General features: G+C 61.0%; 16 protein-coding genes. 7 read left to right on the plus strand and 9 right to left on the minus strand.

Translation table 11 applies throughout. The features are described from left to right. From WB650_RS17645 to WB650_RS17655, 3 genes are all read right to left on the minus strand, one after another. The coding region (locus tag WB650_RS17645) for an LLM class flavin-dependent oxidoreductase (protein WP_423961397.1) at positions 1-634 on the minus strand (634 nt) is incomplete at its 3' end. Positions 635-662: 28 nt separating this feature from the next. Further along, positions 663-1,325, minus strand: a complete 663-nt coding sequence (locus WB650_RS17650; RefSeq protein WP_423961399.1) for a DUF2231 domain-containing protein — start codon at positions 1,323-1,325, stop codon at positions 663-665. 134 nt (positions 1,326-1,459) lie between these two features. Beyond that, positions 1,460-3,127 (minus strand): hypothetical protein, encoded by a 1,668-nt coding sequence (locus WB650_RS17655; protein WP_422300877.1) that lies wholly within the window; start codon positions 3,125-3,127, stop codon positions 1,460-1,462. 145 nt (positions 3,128-3,272) lie between these two features. Between WB650_RS17655 and WB650_RS17660 the strand changes: the two genes are divergently transcribed. The 7 genes from WB650_RS17660 (at position 3,273) to selD (ending at position 11,622) form a co-directional block, all read left to right on the plus strand. Then, a complete protein-coding gene (locus tag WB650_RS17660) occupies positions 3,273-5,000 on the plus strand; it encodes an ABC transporter permease subunit (protein WP_422300878.1) in 1,728 nt (575 codons plus the stop codon). A gap of 37 nt (positions 5,001-5,037) precedes the next feature. Further along, positions 5,038-5,796 carry an ABC transporter ATP-binding protein gene (locus tag WB650_RS17665; protein WP_422300879.1) on the plus strand — a complete coding sequence of 253 codons (759 nt, stop codon included), beginning with the start codon at positions 5,038-5,040 and terminating at the stop codon, positions 5,794-5,796. After that, positions 5,796-6,284 carry an AAA-associated domain-containing protein gene (locus WB650_RS17670; RefSeq protein ID WP_422300880.1) on the plus strand — a complete coding sequence of 163 codons (489 nt, stop codon included), beginning with the start codon at positions 5,796-5,798 and terminating at the stop codon, positions 6,282-6,284. Before WB650_RS17665 ends, WB650_RS17670 begins: the two co-directional genes overlap by 1 nt. 11 nt (positions 6,285-6,295) lie before the next feature. Beyond that, positions 6,296-6,670 (plus strand): limonene-1,2-epoxide hydrolase family protein, encoded by a 375-nt coding sequence (locus WB650_RS17675; protein WP_422300881.1) that lies wholly within the window; start codon positions 6,296-6,298, stop codon positions 6,668-6,670. Positions 6,671-6,979: 309 nt separating this feature from the next. Beyond that, positions 6,980-8,281 carry a right-handed parallel beta-helix repeat-containing protein gene (locus WB650_RS17680; RefSeq protein WP_423961401.1) on the plus strand — a complete coding sequence of 434 codons (1,302 nt, stop codon included), beginning with the start codon at positions 6,980-6,982 and terminating at the stop codon, positions 8,279-8,281. A 104-nt stretch (positions 8,282-8,385) separates the two neighbouring features. Next, positions 8,386-10,317 carry a selenocysteine-specific translation elongation factor gene (gene selB, locus WB650_RS17685; protein WP_423961403.1) on the plus strand — a complete coding sequence of 644 codons (1,932 nt, stop codon included), beginning with the start codon at positions 8,386-8,388 and terminating at the stop codon, positions 10,315-10,317. A 225-nt stretch (positions 10,318-10,542) separates the two neighbouring features. Next, positions 10,543-11,622, plus strand: coding sequence for a selenide, water dikinase SelD (gene selD, locus WB650_RS17690; protein ID WP_422300884.1), 1,080 nt, complete (start codon positions 10,543-10,545; stop codon positions 11,620-11,622). Positions 11,623-11,650: 28 nt separating this feature from the next. Here the strand turns inward: selD and WB650_RS17695 are convergent, their stop codons facing one another. The 6 genes from WB650_RS17695 to WB650_RS17720 form a co-directional block, all read right to left on the minus strand. Further along, a complete protein-coding gene (locus tag WB650_RS17695; RefSeq protein WP_422300885.1) occupies positions 11,651-12,598 on the minus strand; it encodes an LLM class flavin-dependent oxidoreductase in 948 nt (315 codons plus the stop codon). Between the two features lie 117 nt (positions 12,599-12,715). Further along, positions 12,716-12,916, minus strand: coding sequence for a cold-shock protein (locus WB650_RS17700; protein ID WP_331588717.1), 201 nt, complete (start codon positions 12,914-12,916; stop codon positions 12,716-12,718). Between the two features lie 194 nt (positions 12,917-13,110). Then, positions 13,111-13,404 (minus strand): hypothetical protein, encoded by a 294-nt coding sequence (locus tag WB650_RS17705; protein WP_422300886.1) that lies wholly within the window; start codon positions 13,402-13,404, stop codon positions 13,111-13,113. A gap of 84 nt (positions 13,405-13,488) precedes the next feature. Continuing rightward, a complete protein-coding gene (locus tag WB650_RS17710) occupies positions 13,489-13,821 on the minus strand; it encodes a hypothetical protein (RefSeq protein ID WP_422300887.1) in 333 nt (110 codons plus the stop codon). A gap of 104 nt (positions 13,822-13,925) precedes the next feature. Beyond that, positions 13,926-14,732, minus strand: a complete 807-nt coding sequence (locus tag WB650_RS17715; RefSeq protein WP_422300888.1) for an enoyl-CoA hydratase/isomerase family protein — start codon at positions 14,730-14,732, stop codon at positions 13,926-13,928. 156 nt (positions 14,733-14,888) lie between these two features. After that, on the minus strand, positions 14,889-15,803 hold the full coding sequence (locus WB650_RS17720) for a class I fructose-bisphosphate aldolase (RefSeq protein WP_422304031.1): 915 nt from the start codon (positions 15,801-15,803) through the stop codon (positions 14,889-14,891). Between the last annotated feature and the right edge of the window lie 13 nt (positions 15,804-15,816).

Raw genomic sequence — 15,816 nt, forward strand, 5'->3', positions numbered from 1 at the left:
GCGTCGGCAGCGCCATCAATCCTTCTTCCGAATACGACGCGACCGACAGCACGCCCGCGCCATACTTGCCGGCGGTCTTCATCCCCGACGGCGAAATCGTCGACGCGACTGCAATCGGAATTTTCTCTTGCAGCGGACGAATCTGTAGCGCGGCGTTGTTCAGCTCGAACCACGAGCCCTTGTGACTGAACGGCTCGTCCTGGGTAAGGAGTCGAAGGATGACACCTAGGCCCTCGTCCATTCGGTCGCGCTGCGTCATCGGATCGATCCCGAGCATGACGGCGTCCGACGGCAGCGCGCCGGGCCCCACACCGAGCATCGCGCGACCGTGGCTCAGATGGTCGAGCATCACGATCCGCTGCGCGACGTTGAACGGGTGATGGTACGGAATCGATACGACGCCGGTGCCCAGCTTGATTCGCTTGGTGCGCTCGGCCGCGGCGACCAGAAACATCTCCGGTGACGCGATCGTTTCCCATCCGGCCGAATGATGCTCGCCGACCCAGAACTCGTCGTAGTGTAATTCGTCGAGCCATTGGGCGAGTTCGAGATCGCGCTGAAACTGGAGCGTGGGATGCTCGCCGATAGGATGATGCGGCGCGAGGAACACACCAAAACCGAGACGCTGGGTCATAACTACTCCTGATTGTTTGCCGATTGCATCACATGCTCGCGCTCGGCGCGGCCGACGGTTGAATGGTTGGAACCGGGGTCGGCATGCTGGCCGGGCTGTTGATGGGCGCTGATGGAGTCCCCATCAGCGGGGTCGATGTCGGCATCGCAGTCGGTACTGACACCGTGGGGATCGGTCCCGCCGGACTCACCTCTGCCGCCGGACTCGCTGCTTCCGACGGAACCGGTGCTGCCGCCATCAGAGCCGTCCCTGCGCCGTATTCGTAAACGAGGACGCCGCCGAGATGGGACTGGTAACCCAGGGTGGCAATCGCCAGGAGGGCGACGATTATATAGATGGGGCGCGACCCTGCCATGAAGCCTAACGCCTGGATCATCAGTCGCCAGATCGCGAGAACGCCGAAGGCAATCGCAAGGTACTCGCCCAGCTGCGCGTGCCGGTGCAGCACGTCGCGCGCCGGCTGACCCAACGCATTCCAGATGCGGTCGGCTTCCATATCGCCGGTGAGATAAGATCCCCCAGCCGCGATCGCGCCGAGAATCATGAGCAGGACCGCGGTGTAGCGAAGCCAGATGCGAGTCGGGCTTGCGAACAGATCGATCAGTACCGCAACGAACAAAAGGGCGACCGAGAAGTGATCGACGACCGGATGAAGTTGGTAGGGTTGCAGGATTTTGAAGACTTGGTCCATCGATGCTCCTTGAATGGGACGGGATTCGAGTTCTCGCGCGCGCGCCGCAAGAGACTGGGTGGCGCGAACGGTCTGAGCAGTTTATCGCAAAGCACCCCTCGGCACGCAACAATACCTAACAATCCCTAGTGGTGTTAGGGGCTAGGTTCCTTTGCAGGTTTCGATAGCTTGATCTCGAGCTCGCGGATCTCGACTTCGCTCCACGCGCGCTGGGTTATGAAATAACGGATCGCATTGACTGTCGTCAGCTTGCTGAAATCGGGCGTCCACGATTCCTCGAAGTCAAATTCCGATGCGTCCGGATTGCCTGCGACCGCACCGCTTTCGGTCTTGCCGATGCTCACGACGATGTTCGCGTCTTCGGGCGAATCGGTCTGCGTGAAATCGCGCAAGTACCATTGCACCTGCGGCGCATCGTCGGGAATGAATGCGCGCGCGCCGGCGGGGACCGCGTTCCGGACGCGCTCGCACTCCTTGACCGTCCGAATCGAGGTGGCAGGCTCGGACCAGAATAGCAGCGCGTGCCGGCGCCAGGGCGCTTCACTCGTATCAGGCGCCGGATATACAAAATTGGTGGCAACTTGGACGTACAGCGTCAGCGCGATTGCAGCCGCAATCGCGTAGCGGATCGAGTTCCATCGCTCTGAGCCATGCATCCAGCCCACTGCGTAAGCGGCGACCAGAGCCAACGGCAGAATGATCGCGACGACCGCGTCAGGGTGATTCGCGCTCGCCGACGCGAACGCCGCGATGCTGACAATCGCCCACACCACGGACCACCCCGCAAAGCGATCGCCGATGCGTCGCGAGACGACAGCGAACACACCGATGATCGCCAGCGTCACTACGATGAATTCGTAGAACAGTAAAATCGGCTTCATCCCGCGGATTGCAGAGTGTAGGGCGATTGACGGCGGGACGAATGCAGAGTGGAAGTAGTACACAACGGATGACACGAGCGGCCGATGAAAAAACGCCGTGGTCAGCACGATCCACAGCCCAATCGCAACGACCACGCCGACAATCACCAGCATGCGCCGCCGAACCCACCACACGCGCAAGCGCAACCGTCGATGGTCAGTGCGAACAAAGTCAGCCACGCCAACCAAAATCAGCGATACGACCATCGCCGACGCCGTCACGTAGCCGATCGGATCCGCCGTCAGCCACATTGCGATCGCGATGCCAAGTCCCGCGGCACGGAGAGTGCTCGGCCGCCGGCGCATGCTCTCCGCGATCGCGATCGCAATCATCATGAACGCGGTTGACGCGATCACGGTCGAACCGCTCAGCGAAAAATAGGCAACGCTTGGCGAAATGGCGATCAACGCGGCGAAGGCCAGCGCTCCCGCGCGTCCCAGCACCGGACGGAGCGCAAATGCAGTCGCGATCAGCAGCAGGCCGCATAACGTCACAACGATTCGCGAGGTGGCGTCGGACGCGCCGATCGCCGCAAAGATCCAGCCCTGGAGTATCGTCACCCACGAGGTATCCGACAGCGCGAAAGCGAGGCGGCCGTGCTGCGCAATGAGGAGCGCTGTCAGCGCGTCGGTACTTTGCGGCGCGTCGAGCGGACGCGCTCCCAGAGCGATCGTGCGCGTGATGAGCGCGTACGCCGCGACGATGTACCATCCGAGATGTTCGGCGGTGACGACGTAAACCGCGCGCGTGAGGCGGACCTGGCTCAGATTGAAGGCAAGCTTTTCGGTCGGCGCGGCGGACCGAGGTTCAGGCTCGACGCGCTCGAGCGGCTCTTCGTCCAGCCGCCATTCATCGTCAGGAATTCTGTCAGCGCCTGCCATTTGCTTTCGCTCTTGCGCTCTCTCGCTATTGCCGGAACCGCGCGCTGTCAACGCGGCTAGCCGAAAAATTAATGCGTCCGAAATTAAGTTTGCACTTGAGCGAAGCGTCAACACAGCTATGCTGAAAGATTCGGGTCACGTGACAATGCCCAGGTTCGAAATAAACACCCGCCGTCTGGTAAACGGCTCGCTCTCGTTTCTCGCGCTCGCCGCGATCATCGCGTTGTTCTTCGCGTATCGCAGCCACGCGCAACATCTCATTCCGCACAACGTGCCGGTCTCGATCCAACATCTTCCATACTACGCGTTTTGTTCGTTCTACCGGATGCTCGCCGCGTACATCATCGCGCTGGTTTTTTCGATCATCTACGGGATGGCGGCGGCGCGCGGCGGGCTCTACGAGCGCATCCTGATTCCCGCAATCGATATCGCGCAGTCGGTGCCGGTAGTCGGATTTTTTCCTGCCGCGGTATATTTCTTCGTCGCGCTCGCCCACGGCAGCCGCCTCGGAGTCGAGATGGCCGCGGTATTTCTTATCTTCACCAGCCAGGCGTGGAACATGGCGCTCGGCGTTTACGAAGCGGTCAAGACTATTCCCGAGGACTCCAAAGATGCCATCGAGTCGTTCGGCGGCCGCGGATGGCTCAGATTCAAGCGTCTGCTGCTGCCCGCGAGCATACCGAAGCTGGTCTACAACTCGATCCTGTCATGGGTCGCGGGATGGTACTTCCTGATCGCATGCGAAATTATCACGGTCGGTCCCGCCAGCTATCGCCTCCCTGGCCTCGGGAGTTTTCTATGGGAGGCTTCCGAAAAAGGACGCAACTTCGATCTCGCCGCGGGCCTTCTCACCCTGCTCGCGATCATCGTGTTGATGGACATGATCGTGTGGCAGCCGCTGTCGACGTGGGCGGAGAAATTCAAGTACGAATTTGCGGCGTCTTCGGGCGCGGTGCAATCGCTCGGGATGTTCGACGCGCTGTCTGGAGTTGGTCCCGCCGTGACGCGCGCGCTGCGTGCGATCCTGGTGCCACCCTTCAGGCTCGTGGCGACCGCGCTCGAGGCACTCCCGCGCGGTCCTAAGCTCTCGCCCGAACAAAGCAAGCGCGTGGCCGCGATAGTGCGAACCTTGATCATCAGCGCGATCGTGATCTTCATCACCTGGGCGTTGGCCCGCGGCCTGGTCGCATTGATCAGAACGCTCTCGCAGCCTTGGCCGTCCGACGCGAGACAAATCCCCGAAGCAATTGTTCTCTCGACCATCCGCATGACGATCGCTTACGCGATCTCGCTGGCATGGACGGTGCCGTGCGCGCTCGCTGCCAGCGAGAATCCGCGCTTCAATCGAATCCTGTCGCCGGTCGCGGAAATTGTCGGCTCGATGCCCGCGACGGCGCTGTTCCCGGTCATCGTGGCCGCCTTTATCCAGTTTGCGGGCGGGATGAATATCGCCTCGGTCGTGCTCATCCTCACCGGGATGCAATGGTACCTGCTCTTCAACCTGCTCGCGGGGATCAACCAGGTGCCCGAAGACTTGAAGGAAGCCTCGCGAGCATTCGGGCTCTCCCGCATCGCGCGATGGCGCAAGTTGATTCTCCCCGCGGTGACGCCGTCGCTGATCACCGGCAGCATCACCGGCTGGGGCGGAGGGTGGAACGCGCTGATTCTTTCCGAATACTTCGTTTACAATAATCAGACCCACCAGGTGCTCGGAATCGGGTCGCTGCTCGACGCCGCCACTTACAAATCCGGCAACGGCGTGATGATCCTGCTGAGTCTCCTTTCGATGATAGCGGTGGTGCTACTGTTGAACCGCCTCATGTGGCGCCCCTTGTACAACCTTGCCACTGAGAGATACAGGCTGGACTACTGACGCGTCCCACTATGTGCGATTCGGACTCATCTGACCCATGGCCCTCCTCGAGCTCAAACACATTTCGAAAAGTTTCGCGCATGCCAAGGGCACGCTGCAGGTACTCAACGACATCAGCTTCGACGTCGAGGAGGGCGAGTTCGTCGCGATCGTCGGGCCGTCGGGATGCGGCAAATCAACCCTGCTGCGCATCATCAACGGCATCGTGCCGATGACTTCGGGACAGGTGTTGTATCGCGGCCGCCAGGTCGATGGGATCAATCTTGAATGCGCGCTCGTGTTTCAATCGTTCGCGCTGCTGCCGTGGCTGTCAGTCAAGGCCAACGTCGAGCTCGGCCTCGAAGCGCAGGGACTGCCTCTGGCAGAGCGCGAAAAGCGCGCCGGAATCTATATCGACAAGGTCGGACTCGACGGCTTCGAAGAAGCCTACCCGCGCGAGCTCTCGGGCGGGATGAAGCAGCGCGTCGGTTTCGCGCGCGCGCTCGCGGTCGAGCCCAAGGTGCTGCTGATGGATGAGCCGTTCTCCGCGCTCGACGCCTTGACCGCGATCACGCTGCGCGAGGAGTTGCTCGACATCTGGCAGTCTCCGGACATGCCGGTGAAAAATATCGTGCTGGTCACGCACATCATCGAGGAGGCAATCGAGCTCGCCGACAGGATCATCGTGATGGCCGCGACCCCGGGCCGCATCGTCAAGGATCTCAAGGTCGAATTGCCGAGACCGCGCGACCGCCGCACTGAAGCGTTCAACGCCCTCACCGACAAGGTCTTTTCACTGATCGAGGAGCGCGCCTGATGCCTCCCGCGTCGATAACTCCGCTTCCCGACATCCCGCTGACAACGGTCTTCGGCCTGCTCGAATTGCTCGAGGATCGCGGCGGCCGCGAGGACGGTTACAAAATCGCGCGCGATCTCAATATCAGGTTCGGCGATTTGCTCAAAGTGATGAAGGCCGCGGAGATTATCGGCTTCGTTTCAACTCCGGCCGGCGACGTGGTGCTCGAGCCGCTCGGGAAACAATTCCTCGAAGCTTCGGTCAACGAACGCAAGACGCTCCTGCGCGAACAGTTGAAGAAACACGGCCTCTTCAGCTATTTCATCCGGCTGCTTCGCGGCCAGGAGGACAAGTCGCTTTCCAAGGAAGTCGTGCTTGAGCACCTCGCGATGCTCCTGCCGAGCGAAAAGCCTGAACGCCAATTTGCCACGATGGTTGGATGGGGGCGCTACGCCGAGCTGTTCGGCTATAACAAGGATGAAGACCGCTTCTATCTCGATAACGAATAGGAGAATACGCAATGGCTACAGATGCTGAAAAAGTCGTGACCGAATTCTGCAACGCATGGCCGCGCAAGAACGTCGAGGAGCTACTCGGCTTCTTCACCGACGACGCCGTCTACCACAACATCCCGCTCGATTCGGCCAAGGGCAAAGACGCCATCCGCAGCGTCATCAACACCTTCCTGCCGATGGCCCGGTCGCTCCAGTTCAAAGTGCTGCACAGCGCCGGCAACGGCAACATAGTGTTCAACGAGCGCGTCGACATCTTCGACCTGGGCAACGGCAAAACGATCTCGCTACCGGTGGCAGGCGTGTTCGAAGTAACTGGTTCAAAGATCAGCGCATGGCGCGACTACTTCGACCTGGCAACCTACACCAAGCAGATGCAGTAGCTTTTTTACACGAGCAGATGTCCTGGCTCGCATTTGTCTTGTCCCCCTTACCGCTCGGGTAAGGGTTAGGTTCGCCGCTCGATCCGACTGGCGCGCAACCCCCGCGCGCTGGCATCCACAGGTTCGTGCTCCCAGTACTCAATCGGCTCAAATCTGCTTGATTTGTTCTGAGTAAGCAGCCAGCTTTCACGCAGAGTGTTGAAACGCTTGAACTTGAAGCGCAGAATTTCCCCAAATTTCTGAACGCTCGGCTAACGAGGTCGCTCTACTTCCAGCAACTAAGGGGCGACTCAGGCGGATAGGAGACTTATGAAGCAACTTCGGCCACGAGACCGGATCCAGAGCGTCCAATCGTTTGGCGCGCTGATGGTGTTGTCGATCGCATTGGGTGGCGCTCTGTGCGGACGTGCAGAAGCGGCTACCTTGTGCGTGAATCACGGCGGGTCGGGCAGTTGCTTTTCCTCTATTGGTGCTGCGGTCGCTGCGGCCTCATCCAATGACACAATCCGGGTGGCGGACGGCACCTACAAGGAGGATGTGATCATCGACAAGAGCCTGACGCTGTTAGGGGCGAGTCAGAAACACACCATCATCGACGCGTCCCGACTTTCCAACGGGATCTATGTAGACGGAATCGACAATCCCGGCCTGAGCAACGTCGTGGTGAGCAATTTCAAAGTCGAGAATGCGAACTTCGAAGGCATCCTAGTCGCGAATGCTTCGGCGGTGACGATCAAGAATTGCATGATCATGTTTAACGACAGGAATCAGACGACCGCACCGTCCTGCCCTGGGATACCGTCTTTCGAAACCGGAGAGAGCTTCGACTGTGGCGAGGGTCTGCACCTGACCGGAGTGGATCATTCAACCGTTTCGAACAACACTATTGAGGAAAATACCGGCGGAATCCTGCTCAGCGACGACACCGGAACCACCCACGACAACATGATCTCGAGCAACATGGTGATGGATAACCCGTTCGATTGCGGAATCACGCTCGCCTCGCATCCGGCGGCGGCGCTGACAGGATCGGGTTCCCCTCTTGGGGTTTTCAACAACACGATAGCGGCCAACAGCTCGTTAGATAATGGGCTGGTGGTGCCGGGAGCAGGCGCGGGCGTCGGTATCTTCGATTCAGTTCCCGGCGCAAAGAACTTCGGCAACACCGTCATCCACAACCGGCTCGAAGGAAATGGTCTGCCCGGCGTCGCCTTGCACAGTCATACGCCCGGCCAGAATCTGAATGACAACATGATCATTGGCAATCGGATTAACGGCAACGGCATGGACACTTCGGATGCGGCAACAACCGGGCCTACCGGCATCAACATTTTCGGCGTCTCAGCAATTACCGGAACGGTCATTTCACAGAACGTGATAACGCATGAATCGCTGGACATCGTTGTGAGCACTCCGGGGGACGTGACAGCAGATAACAACGATCTTCACGGCGCCGGCCGCACCGGCGTCCAGAATGTCGGCAGCGGCAACGTGGACGCCACTGACAACTGGTGGGGATGCAAAGACGGACCGGGTGTGTATCCGTGCTCGAACGTGAACGGACCGGGCTCGGTGTCGTTTTCACCGTGGCTGAACAAGCCCGTCAAATAGAAATTACATTTACGCGGCGGGCGCGGAACCCGGTTTCAGGGTTCGCTCCGGGAATCTCTTTCACCTTCGCCACCTGACCCCTGCGGTGTAACATCCACTCCACGATGGCTTCTATCACTACCCACGCCATCATCGGCACCGCCGGCCACATCGATCACGGCAAGACTGCGTTAATCAGGGCGCTCACCGGGCAGGACACCGACCGCCTCGAGGAGGAAAAGGAGCGCGGGATTTCGATCGATCTCGGCTTCGCCTACTTCACGCTGCCCGACGGCACTCGCGCCGGCATCGTCGACGTCCCCGGCCACGAGCGCTTCATCCGCAACATGCTCGCCGGCGCCCACGGCATCGACCTCGTGCTGTTCACCGTCGCAGCCGACGACGGGGTTATGCCGCAGACCGAGGAGCATCTCGACATCCTGCATCTGCTCGGCACGCGCCGCGGCATCTTCGTGATCACCAAGGCTGACCTCGCCGACGCCGCGCGAATCCGCGACGTCCGCGACGAGATCGAACTGCTCACAGACGGCACCACGCTCATCGATGCGCCGGTAATCGAGGTGTCGTCTATAACCGGCGCCGGTCTCGACAAACTGCGCGAGGAGATCGTGCACCAGCTCGACGGCTTCCCGGCGCGCCGCGCCACCGGCGTCTTCCGGCTTCCCCTGGATCGCGCGTTCGTCATCAAGGGACACGGCATCGTCGTCACCGGTACTGCGATGGGCGCCGAAGTGCGCGTCGGACAGAAGCTCCGCGTGCTGCCGTCGGGCGACGAGGTTCGTGTGCGTTCGATTCAGGTGCATTCGGATTCGGTCGAGAGCGCCGGGCTATGCCAGCGCGTCGCGCTGAATCTCACCGGCGCCGAGAAGATCAATCTCGCGCGCGGCGACGTGCTCGCCGATGAGCGGCTCGACTCCGCGACTACGCGTTTCGACACGTGGCTCGAAATTCGCCCCGCCGCCAAGCGCGCGCTCAAGAACAACACTCGCGTGCGGCTGTTCATCGGCACCACTGAGACTATCGCCCGCGCGATAGTGCTCGACGAGGCGGGCGCTTTAGCGCCCAAAGCCACAGGCTTCGCGCAACTCGTGACTGATGACGCGGTCGTCGCGCTGGCGGGCGACCGCTTCGTCATCCGCGACGAGACCAACTCACGCACGCTCGGTGGCGGCATCGTGCTGAACCCGTTCGGCCGCCGCGTCCGCAAGCCGATCGAGGCGTATCGCGCCAATCTCAGGATGCTCAAGGATTCGACCGGCGCCGACGCACTCGAATCGCTGATCAACCTGCAGGAGAGTTTCGCGCTCAGCACGATCAGGCTTGCGACCCTGATGAACATCCCGATCGCCGAGGCTGACACCTCACTCAGCGATGCGTCGCGCTTCGTAAAGCTGTCGGTTGGCGATGAAGAAGCTTTCACTACGCGAGCCAAGTGGGACGAGCTGAAGCGCTTCACGCTCAACACGCTAGCGACGCATCACAGGGGGGAGCCGCTGTCGCCCGGCCTCGAGATGGAAGCGCTACGCACGCGACTGCCCTACGAAATCGGCGCGCGCGCATTCCGTCCGATTGTCGATCGCATCAGTCATGAATCCGAAATCGTGCGCGAGGAGAGTCTGCTCAGGCTGAAGAGCCATAAGGTGCAGTTCGGCGGCGATGCTGGAACTCTCGGCGCGAAAATCGAAGCCGCATTGACCAGCGCGCAGTTCCAGCCGCCGGACCTCAAGCAACTAGCCGAGGTATTGAAAATCCCTGCCAGCCAGCTTCCGCATCTGAGGACGGTGCTCGTTGCGATGGAACGTCACGGCCTCATCGTCAAAATCGCCACCGAACTTTATTTCAGCCGCGCCGCCGCCGACACCGCGCGCGCCCTCCTGGTCGAACATCTAAAAACTCACAACGAGATAACCGCCGCAGTCTTCCGCGATCTGTTAGGCGCGTCGCGGAAGTTCGCAATCGCGCTGCTCGATCATTTCGACCACAGCGGGGTGACGACCAGAGTCGGCGACACGCGCCGCCTGCGTTCCTCGTCTTAATGTGGCGCCGCAAGAGCGGGTCTGAGTTCTTTCTTTACCTCTCCTTTCGGGAGAGGACGCGCCTCCGGCGCGGGTGAGAGCGCTCCCACTCATCTCGATGCGAGCGCCCTCACCCGACCTTCGCAGACTCTCGTCGACCTCTCCCGACGGAGAGGTAAAGAAAACGTCGTCCTCAGGCTAGGTGCACGGCTGACTTCGATGCCGCGATGCGCGAGAATATCTGCGATGTCCAAGACTAAGGACAACAATCCCTCGCGGGGCGATCTGGTTCGCCTGACGGCGCGGTGCAAGGCTGCGGGTTGAGCCGGTAAGCTCGGTCCGGCGGACCTCTCCGCAGTCCTCGCGCGGCTCGATTTGCCGAGCCATCCTGATTTGCTCGTCGGAATCTCGACGGGCGACGACGCCGGAGTGTTCCGTCTTTCCGACGATCTCGCGATCGTCAACACCGTCGATTTTTTCACGCCGGTGGTCGACGATCCTTTCACCTACGGGCAAATTTCCGCGGCCAACGCACTCTCAGACGTCTACGCGATGGGCGGGGTGCCGCGCACCGCCCTCAACATCGTATGCTGGCCGCAAACCGGACTGCCGGGTGAGATGCTCGCCGACATCCTGCGCGGCGCTGCCGAAAAAGCCCGCGAGGCCGGCGTCGTGATCGTTGGCGGTCATACTGTCGCCGACGAAGAAGTGAAATTCGGAATGGCGATCACCGGCGTGATCGATCCGCGCCGAATAGTGCGCAATGTTGGCGCGCAAGTTGGCGACGCTCTGGTGCTGACCAAGGCGCTTGGCACCGGAATTTTGATGACCGCGTTCAAGCGCGATGCGCTCGGCAACGAAAACGAAGCTTACCAGGCCGCGGTCCGCTCGATGACGCAGCTCAATGCCGCGGCCGCATCCGCGATGCTAAAGTACGACGTCCACGCCGCCACCGACGTCACCGGCTTCGGACTCGTCGGTCACGCGCTCAAAATGGCCGAGGGCAGCGGCGTAACGTTCGTGTTCGAGGAGTCCGACCTGCCGTTGCTGCCGGGAGTGCTCGAACAATGCCGCGCCGGAATGATTCCCGGCGGCGGCGAGCGCAATCGCGAGTACTACGCGCCGAACGTCCGTATCTCGGACGAGGTTGCCGACGAGATCGCGACGATTGTCTTCGACCCGCAGACCTCGGGCGGTTTGCTGATCGCGATTCCCGAGCAGCAATCACTGGAGCTGGTGGCGGAGCTTCAGAACTGTGGGCATCGCGAGGCCGCGATTGTCGGCCGCGTCGTCGCTCGTCGCGAACATCCGATCGAATTGCTCTAGTTAATCCCGTGAACTAACGGGCGAGGGATCAGAGAGTCAGCAGCGGGATTACTTCTTTGCCGAATTGTTCCAATTGCGCGCTGCGTTCCGACGAGTGCGTGATGGCGTCGATTCCGATGTCGCGGGCCCCGGCTTTGATGTACTCGCTTATCTTTGCGGCGACGTCGGCGGGGCGGCCTAGCGCGCCGTAGCGCTTCGCGGCGTCGGTCATATCCGTCGCGTATCTTTTGCTCAGGAATTTTCCTGCGACCGCATGCGCGGCTTCGACGCTGTCGCCCAGCCTGCAGAATACCTGGATGCAGGTGCCGAATTGCGTAATTTTGCGGCCCGCGCGCTCCGCTTCTTTGCCGATGAAATCCAGGCCGTCGGCGAAGCGCTTGGGTGTGACGACGTACGGCATCCATCCGTCGCCGAATCGCGCGGCGCGCTTCAGTGGGCCTTCGGCGCGTCCGCCGATCCAGACGGGAGGGCCGCCGGGAGTTCTCGGTTTCGGCTGCATGCTGATTTCGCCGAAGCTGAAATATCTGCCGCGATGCTCGACGCGCTCGCCGCTCCATAGCCTCTTCATCACCTGGATCGCTTCGGTCGCGCGACCGCCGCGTTCGTGGATCGGGACGCCGCACGCCTCGTATTCGCGCGGGAACTCGCCACCGACACCGACGCCGAAGATGAAGTGTCCGGCGCCGAGCAGACGGTCCAGCGTCGCGACCATTTTGGCGACCGGCACCGGATGGCGCAGCGGCAGCAGGTAGACGCTGGTTCCGAACGTGAGTTTGGGATCGAGCGCCGACAGGTAGGCGAGCGTGGTCAGCGGATCGTTGACCGGTCCGGTGAACGCGACGTGATCGGGCGCCCACAGGACTTCGTAACCCCACTCCGAGATCGACTCGAGGCCGCGCGTCGCCTCCTCGCGACTCGAAGTCGAGACAATCGTGCCGAATCGAAGCCGGTTGCCGAGCGGAACCGCGTCACTCATGCGGCCTTCATATCACAAACGAGCAGGCACGCCGACGCGACTGCACCGACGCGTCTTGCGCCGATGAACCACAGTAGAACGTAAACCCCCCTTTCTCTGAAAACGCCCCGCGAGCGCCTATCCCTTGGCGACGTTTGAGGCCTGCAATCCCTTGGGGCCTTGCGCGACCTCGAATTCGACGCGCTCACCCTGTTCGAGCGAGCGGAAACCTGCCCCATCGATGGCGCTGTAATGGACGAACACTTCCTGCCCGTCCTCCATCGTGATGAAGCCATAGCCCTTTTTCGGGCTGAACCACTTGACCGTACCGTTAGCCATTTTCCCCCATACCTCCTGAAGGGAACCGGCTGGAGCGCCCCGCGAGCCCTCTCCCGCCATAAAGCGCCACATCCCCTAGTGCAGCGTGCGTAACGGCGGCGATATAGCACAAGATGAGGCGCATACCAAATGGGTAAAACTCGCGAAACCTCGCCGTAATATGTTTGGCGATCGAGAACGAGGCGGTGCGGCGGCTAGTATTGCCAGCGCCGAATAGGGCGGGCGTGCATGTGACAGTGGTCGGGAATCTGACGCATCACGTCGTCAATCCCGAATTTGTCGGCGCCGTATTTCGCGCGCGCGACCAATGACAGCGCCTCGATCATGAACGCGCGCTCATCGTCAGTGGGCACTGCGCGATGATCTCCGAGCACGGCCATCGGAGTGTCGCACGAATCGCAATCGAGGATTGTAAATTTGAAAGGATGGACAAAATCGGCATAGCGCTGCGTGTAATCACGCAACTCGCACAGTTCGCACTTGGCCATCGCGATAACAGTCTTTTCGGTTAGTCGAGAATGCACGATGCGCCGCGAGCCTCGACGACCCGCGACACATCGTGAAGCAAATTGCTACTTCGGCGAGGCAGCCGCTGCCGGCGCCGCCATCGCAGGCGAAGGCGCTGACATCGCGGGCGGCTCTTTGCCGGCCTTGGCCTGCATCGACGACTTGGTCGAAGCCTTTGCGGCCTCCTTCGCGTGCCGCTTGCAGCGATAGACGCTCGAAGTCGAGATACTCAAGTCGGTGGCGACTTCCTTGGCCTTCTTACCGCTGTTGAGTTCATTCATCACGGCGTCGCAATCGACCTTGGCGGCCGCATAGGCCGGTCGTGCACTGGTCGCGAACGCGACCGTCGTCAGGAGCATCGCAGAGGCCGCCGCAAGCGCAATTTTCTTCGTCAGCATTTTCTTCCCCACTCGGTTTAGGTTCGTTTCAAACGATGCACAGTATTCCAAAATCCACGACGCATCAAAAGGGGGGGTGAATCGATTAAAACGAAAAGACCTCGTCACTTTGGCTTGGCGAAGCCTGGAAAGGATGGCTGGCGTTTTTCCTGTAAGGCGGCGACCCCTTCCGCTAAATCGGCGCTGAAAAACCCCATCATCTCCATCGCCAGTGACGCGTCGAATGCCGGGCCTGCTACTCGCAGCCAGTTGTTGAGCGAGCGCTTCGTGAATCGCACCGCCTGCTGCGGGCCTCGCGCCAGCTTGCGCGCGACTTCCATCGCCTTGTCCATCAGCTTGTCGGCGGGGACGCACAGGCTCACCAGCCCGATGCGCTCGGCCTCCTTACCGTCGATAAAATCCGCGGTCATCAGGTAGTACTTCGCCTTGGCCATCCCGCACAGCAGCGGCCACACGATCACCGCATGATCTCCGGCCGCGACACCGAGCCGCAGATGCCCGTCCGTGATGCGCATCGATTCGGACGCGATGCTGATATCCGCCATGAACGCGACTGCCAATCCCGCGCCGACCGCGACGCCGTTGATCGCCGAGATGATCGGCTTGTCGAGATTGATCATGTTGTAGACGATGTCGCCGGCTTCTTTCATCGCCTTGCCGACGTTGGCCGCGCCCGACGCCATCTGCTTGATCATCTCGAGGTCGCCGCCGGCCGAGAACGCGCGCCCGGCACCGGTGATCACGATCACGTTGGTCTCGTCGTCGTCGGCGATGTCGAGCCACACGCGGCTCAACTCCCAATGCAGGCGGCTGTTGGTGGCGTTGAGAACTTCGGGACGGTTGATCGTGATGAGCAGGATGCCGTCGTCCTTCCGCTCGAACAGGAGATGCTGATACTCGCTGTATTTCATTTTTTCAGCCTCTTACCGGCTTCCGTCTTTGTGTCATTCAGAGCGCAGCGAAGAATCCCGAAGCAGTGCACGGGCCAGCACCGCATCCGGGATTCTTCGCTTCGCTCTGAATGACACAGGGCTGCTCTCCGTTTGGCCGCTGAGGTCCGCCTGCGATCAGCCCTTGTAAATGTTGATGACCTTGTCGAGCAGCGCGATCGCCTCGGGCTTCGGACGCTGGAAGCTGTTGCGGCCGATGATCGAGCCGTAGCCGCCGCCCGCCTGGATCCCACGAACCGTGTTGAGCAGGGAATCGTCGGTTTCCTTCACGCCGCCCGAGAAAATCACGATTCGACGGCCGGCGAACGCAGCTTGCATGACGTGCGCAATGCGCGCCGAGAGCGGTTCGAGCGGAACCTTCTGGGCGTCGTAAACTTTTTTGGCCTCAGCTTGTTCGATGAAAGCGGTCGGCGGCTTGACTTTGATGATAGTCGCGCCAAGTTGCGCGGCGATTTGCGCCGCGTATGCAACCACGTCCAGCGCGGTCTCGCCCTGCTTGCTGATGCCGGATCCGCGCGGATACGACCAAATGACGAGCGGCAGGCCATTAGCCTTGGCCTCTTCGCCCATCGCGCGCGCCTCCTCGTACATCGATTTTTCTTTCGCGGAGCCGGGATAGATCGTGAGGCCGACGGCGGCTGCGCCGAGGCGCAACGCATCCTTGACGCTTGCGGTCATCGAGGGCTCGGGATCTTTTTCGTCGTTGAGAACGTCGTGGTTGTTGGCTTTCAGGATGAGCGGAATCTCGCCCGCATACTCGGCGACGCCCGCCTCGAGCAGTCCGAGCGGCGCCGCAAACGCGTTACATCCCGCGTCGATCGCGAGCTGAAAGTGATAGCGCGGGTCGTAGGCCGCCGGATTCATCGCGAAGCTGCGCGCGGGGCCATGCTCGAAGCCCTGGTCCACCGGCAGGATCACGAATTTGCCGGTGCCCGCGAGTTTGCCGTGGTTGAGCATCCGCGCGAGATTGTTGCGCACACTGCCGTTGTCGGAATCGTAATAGCTGAGAATTTCTCGAACGCGCTTGGTCATCATACCGTTGGTT

This window comes from Binatus sp. (SeqCode) (assembly GCF_049584895.1).
GTDB lineage: Bacteria > Desulfobacterota > Binatia > Binatales > Binataceae > Binatus.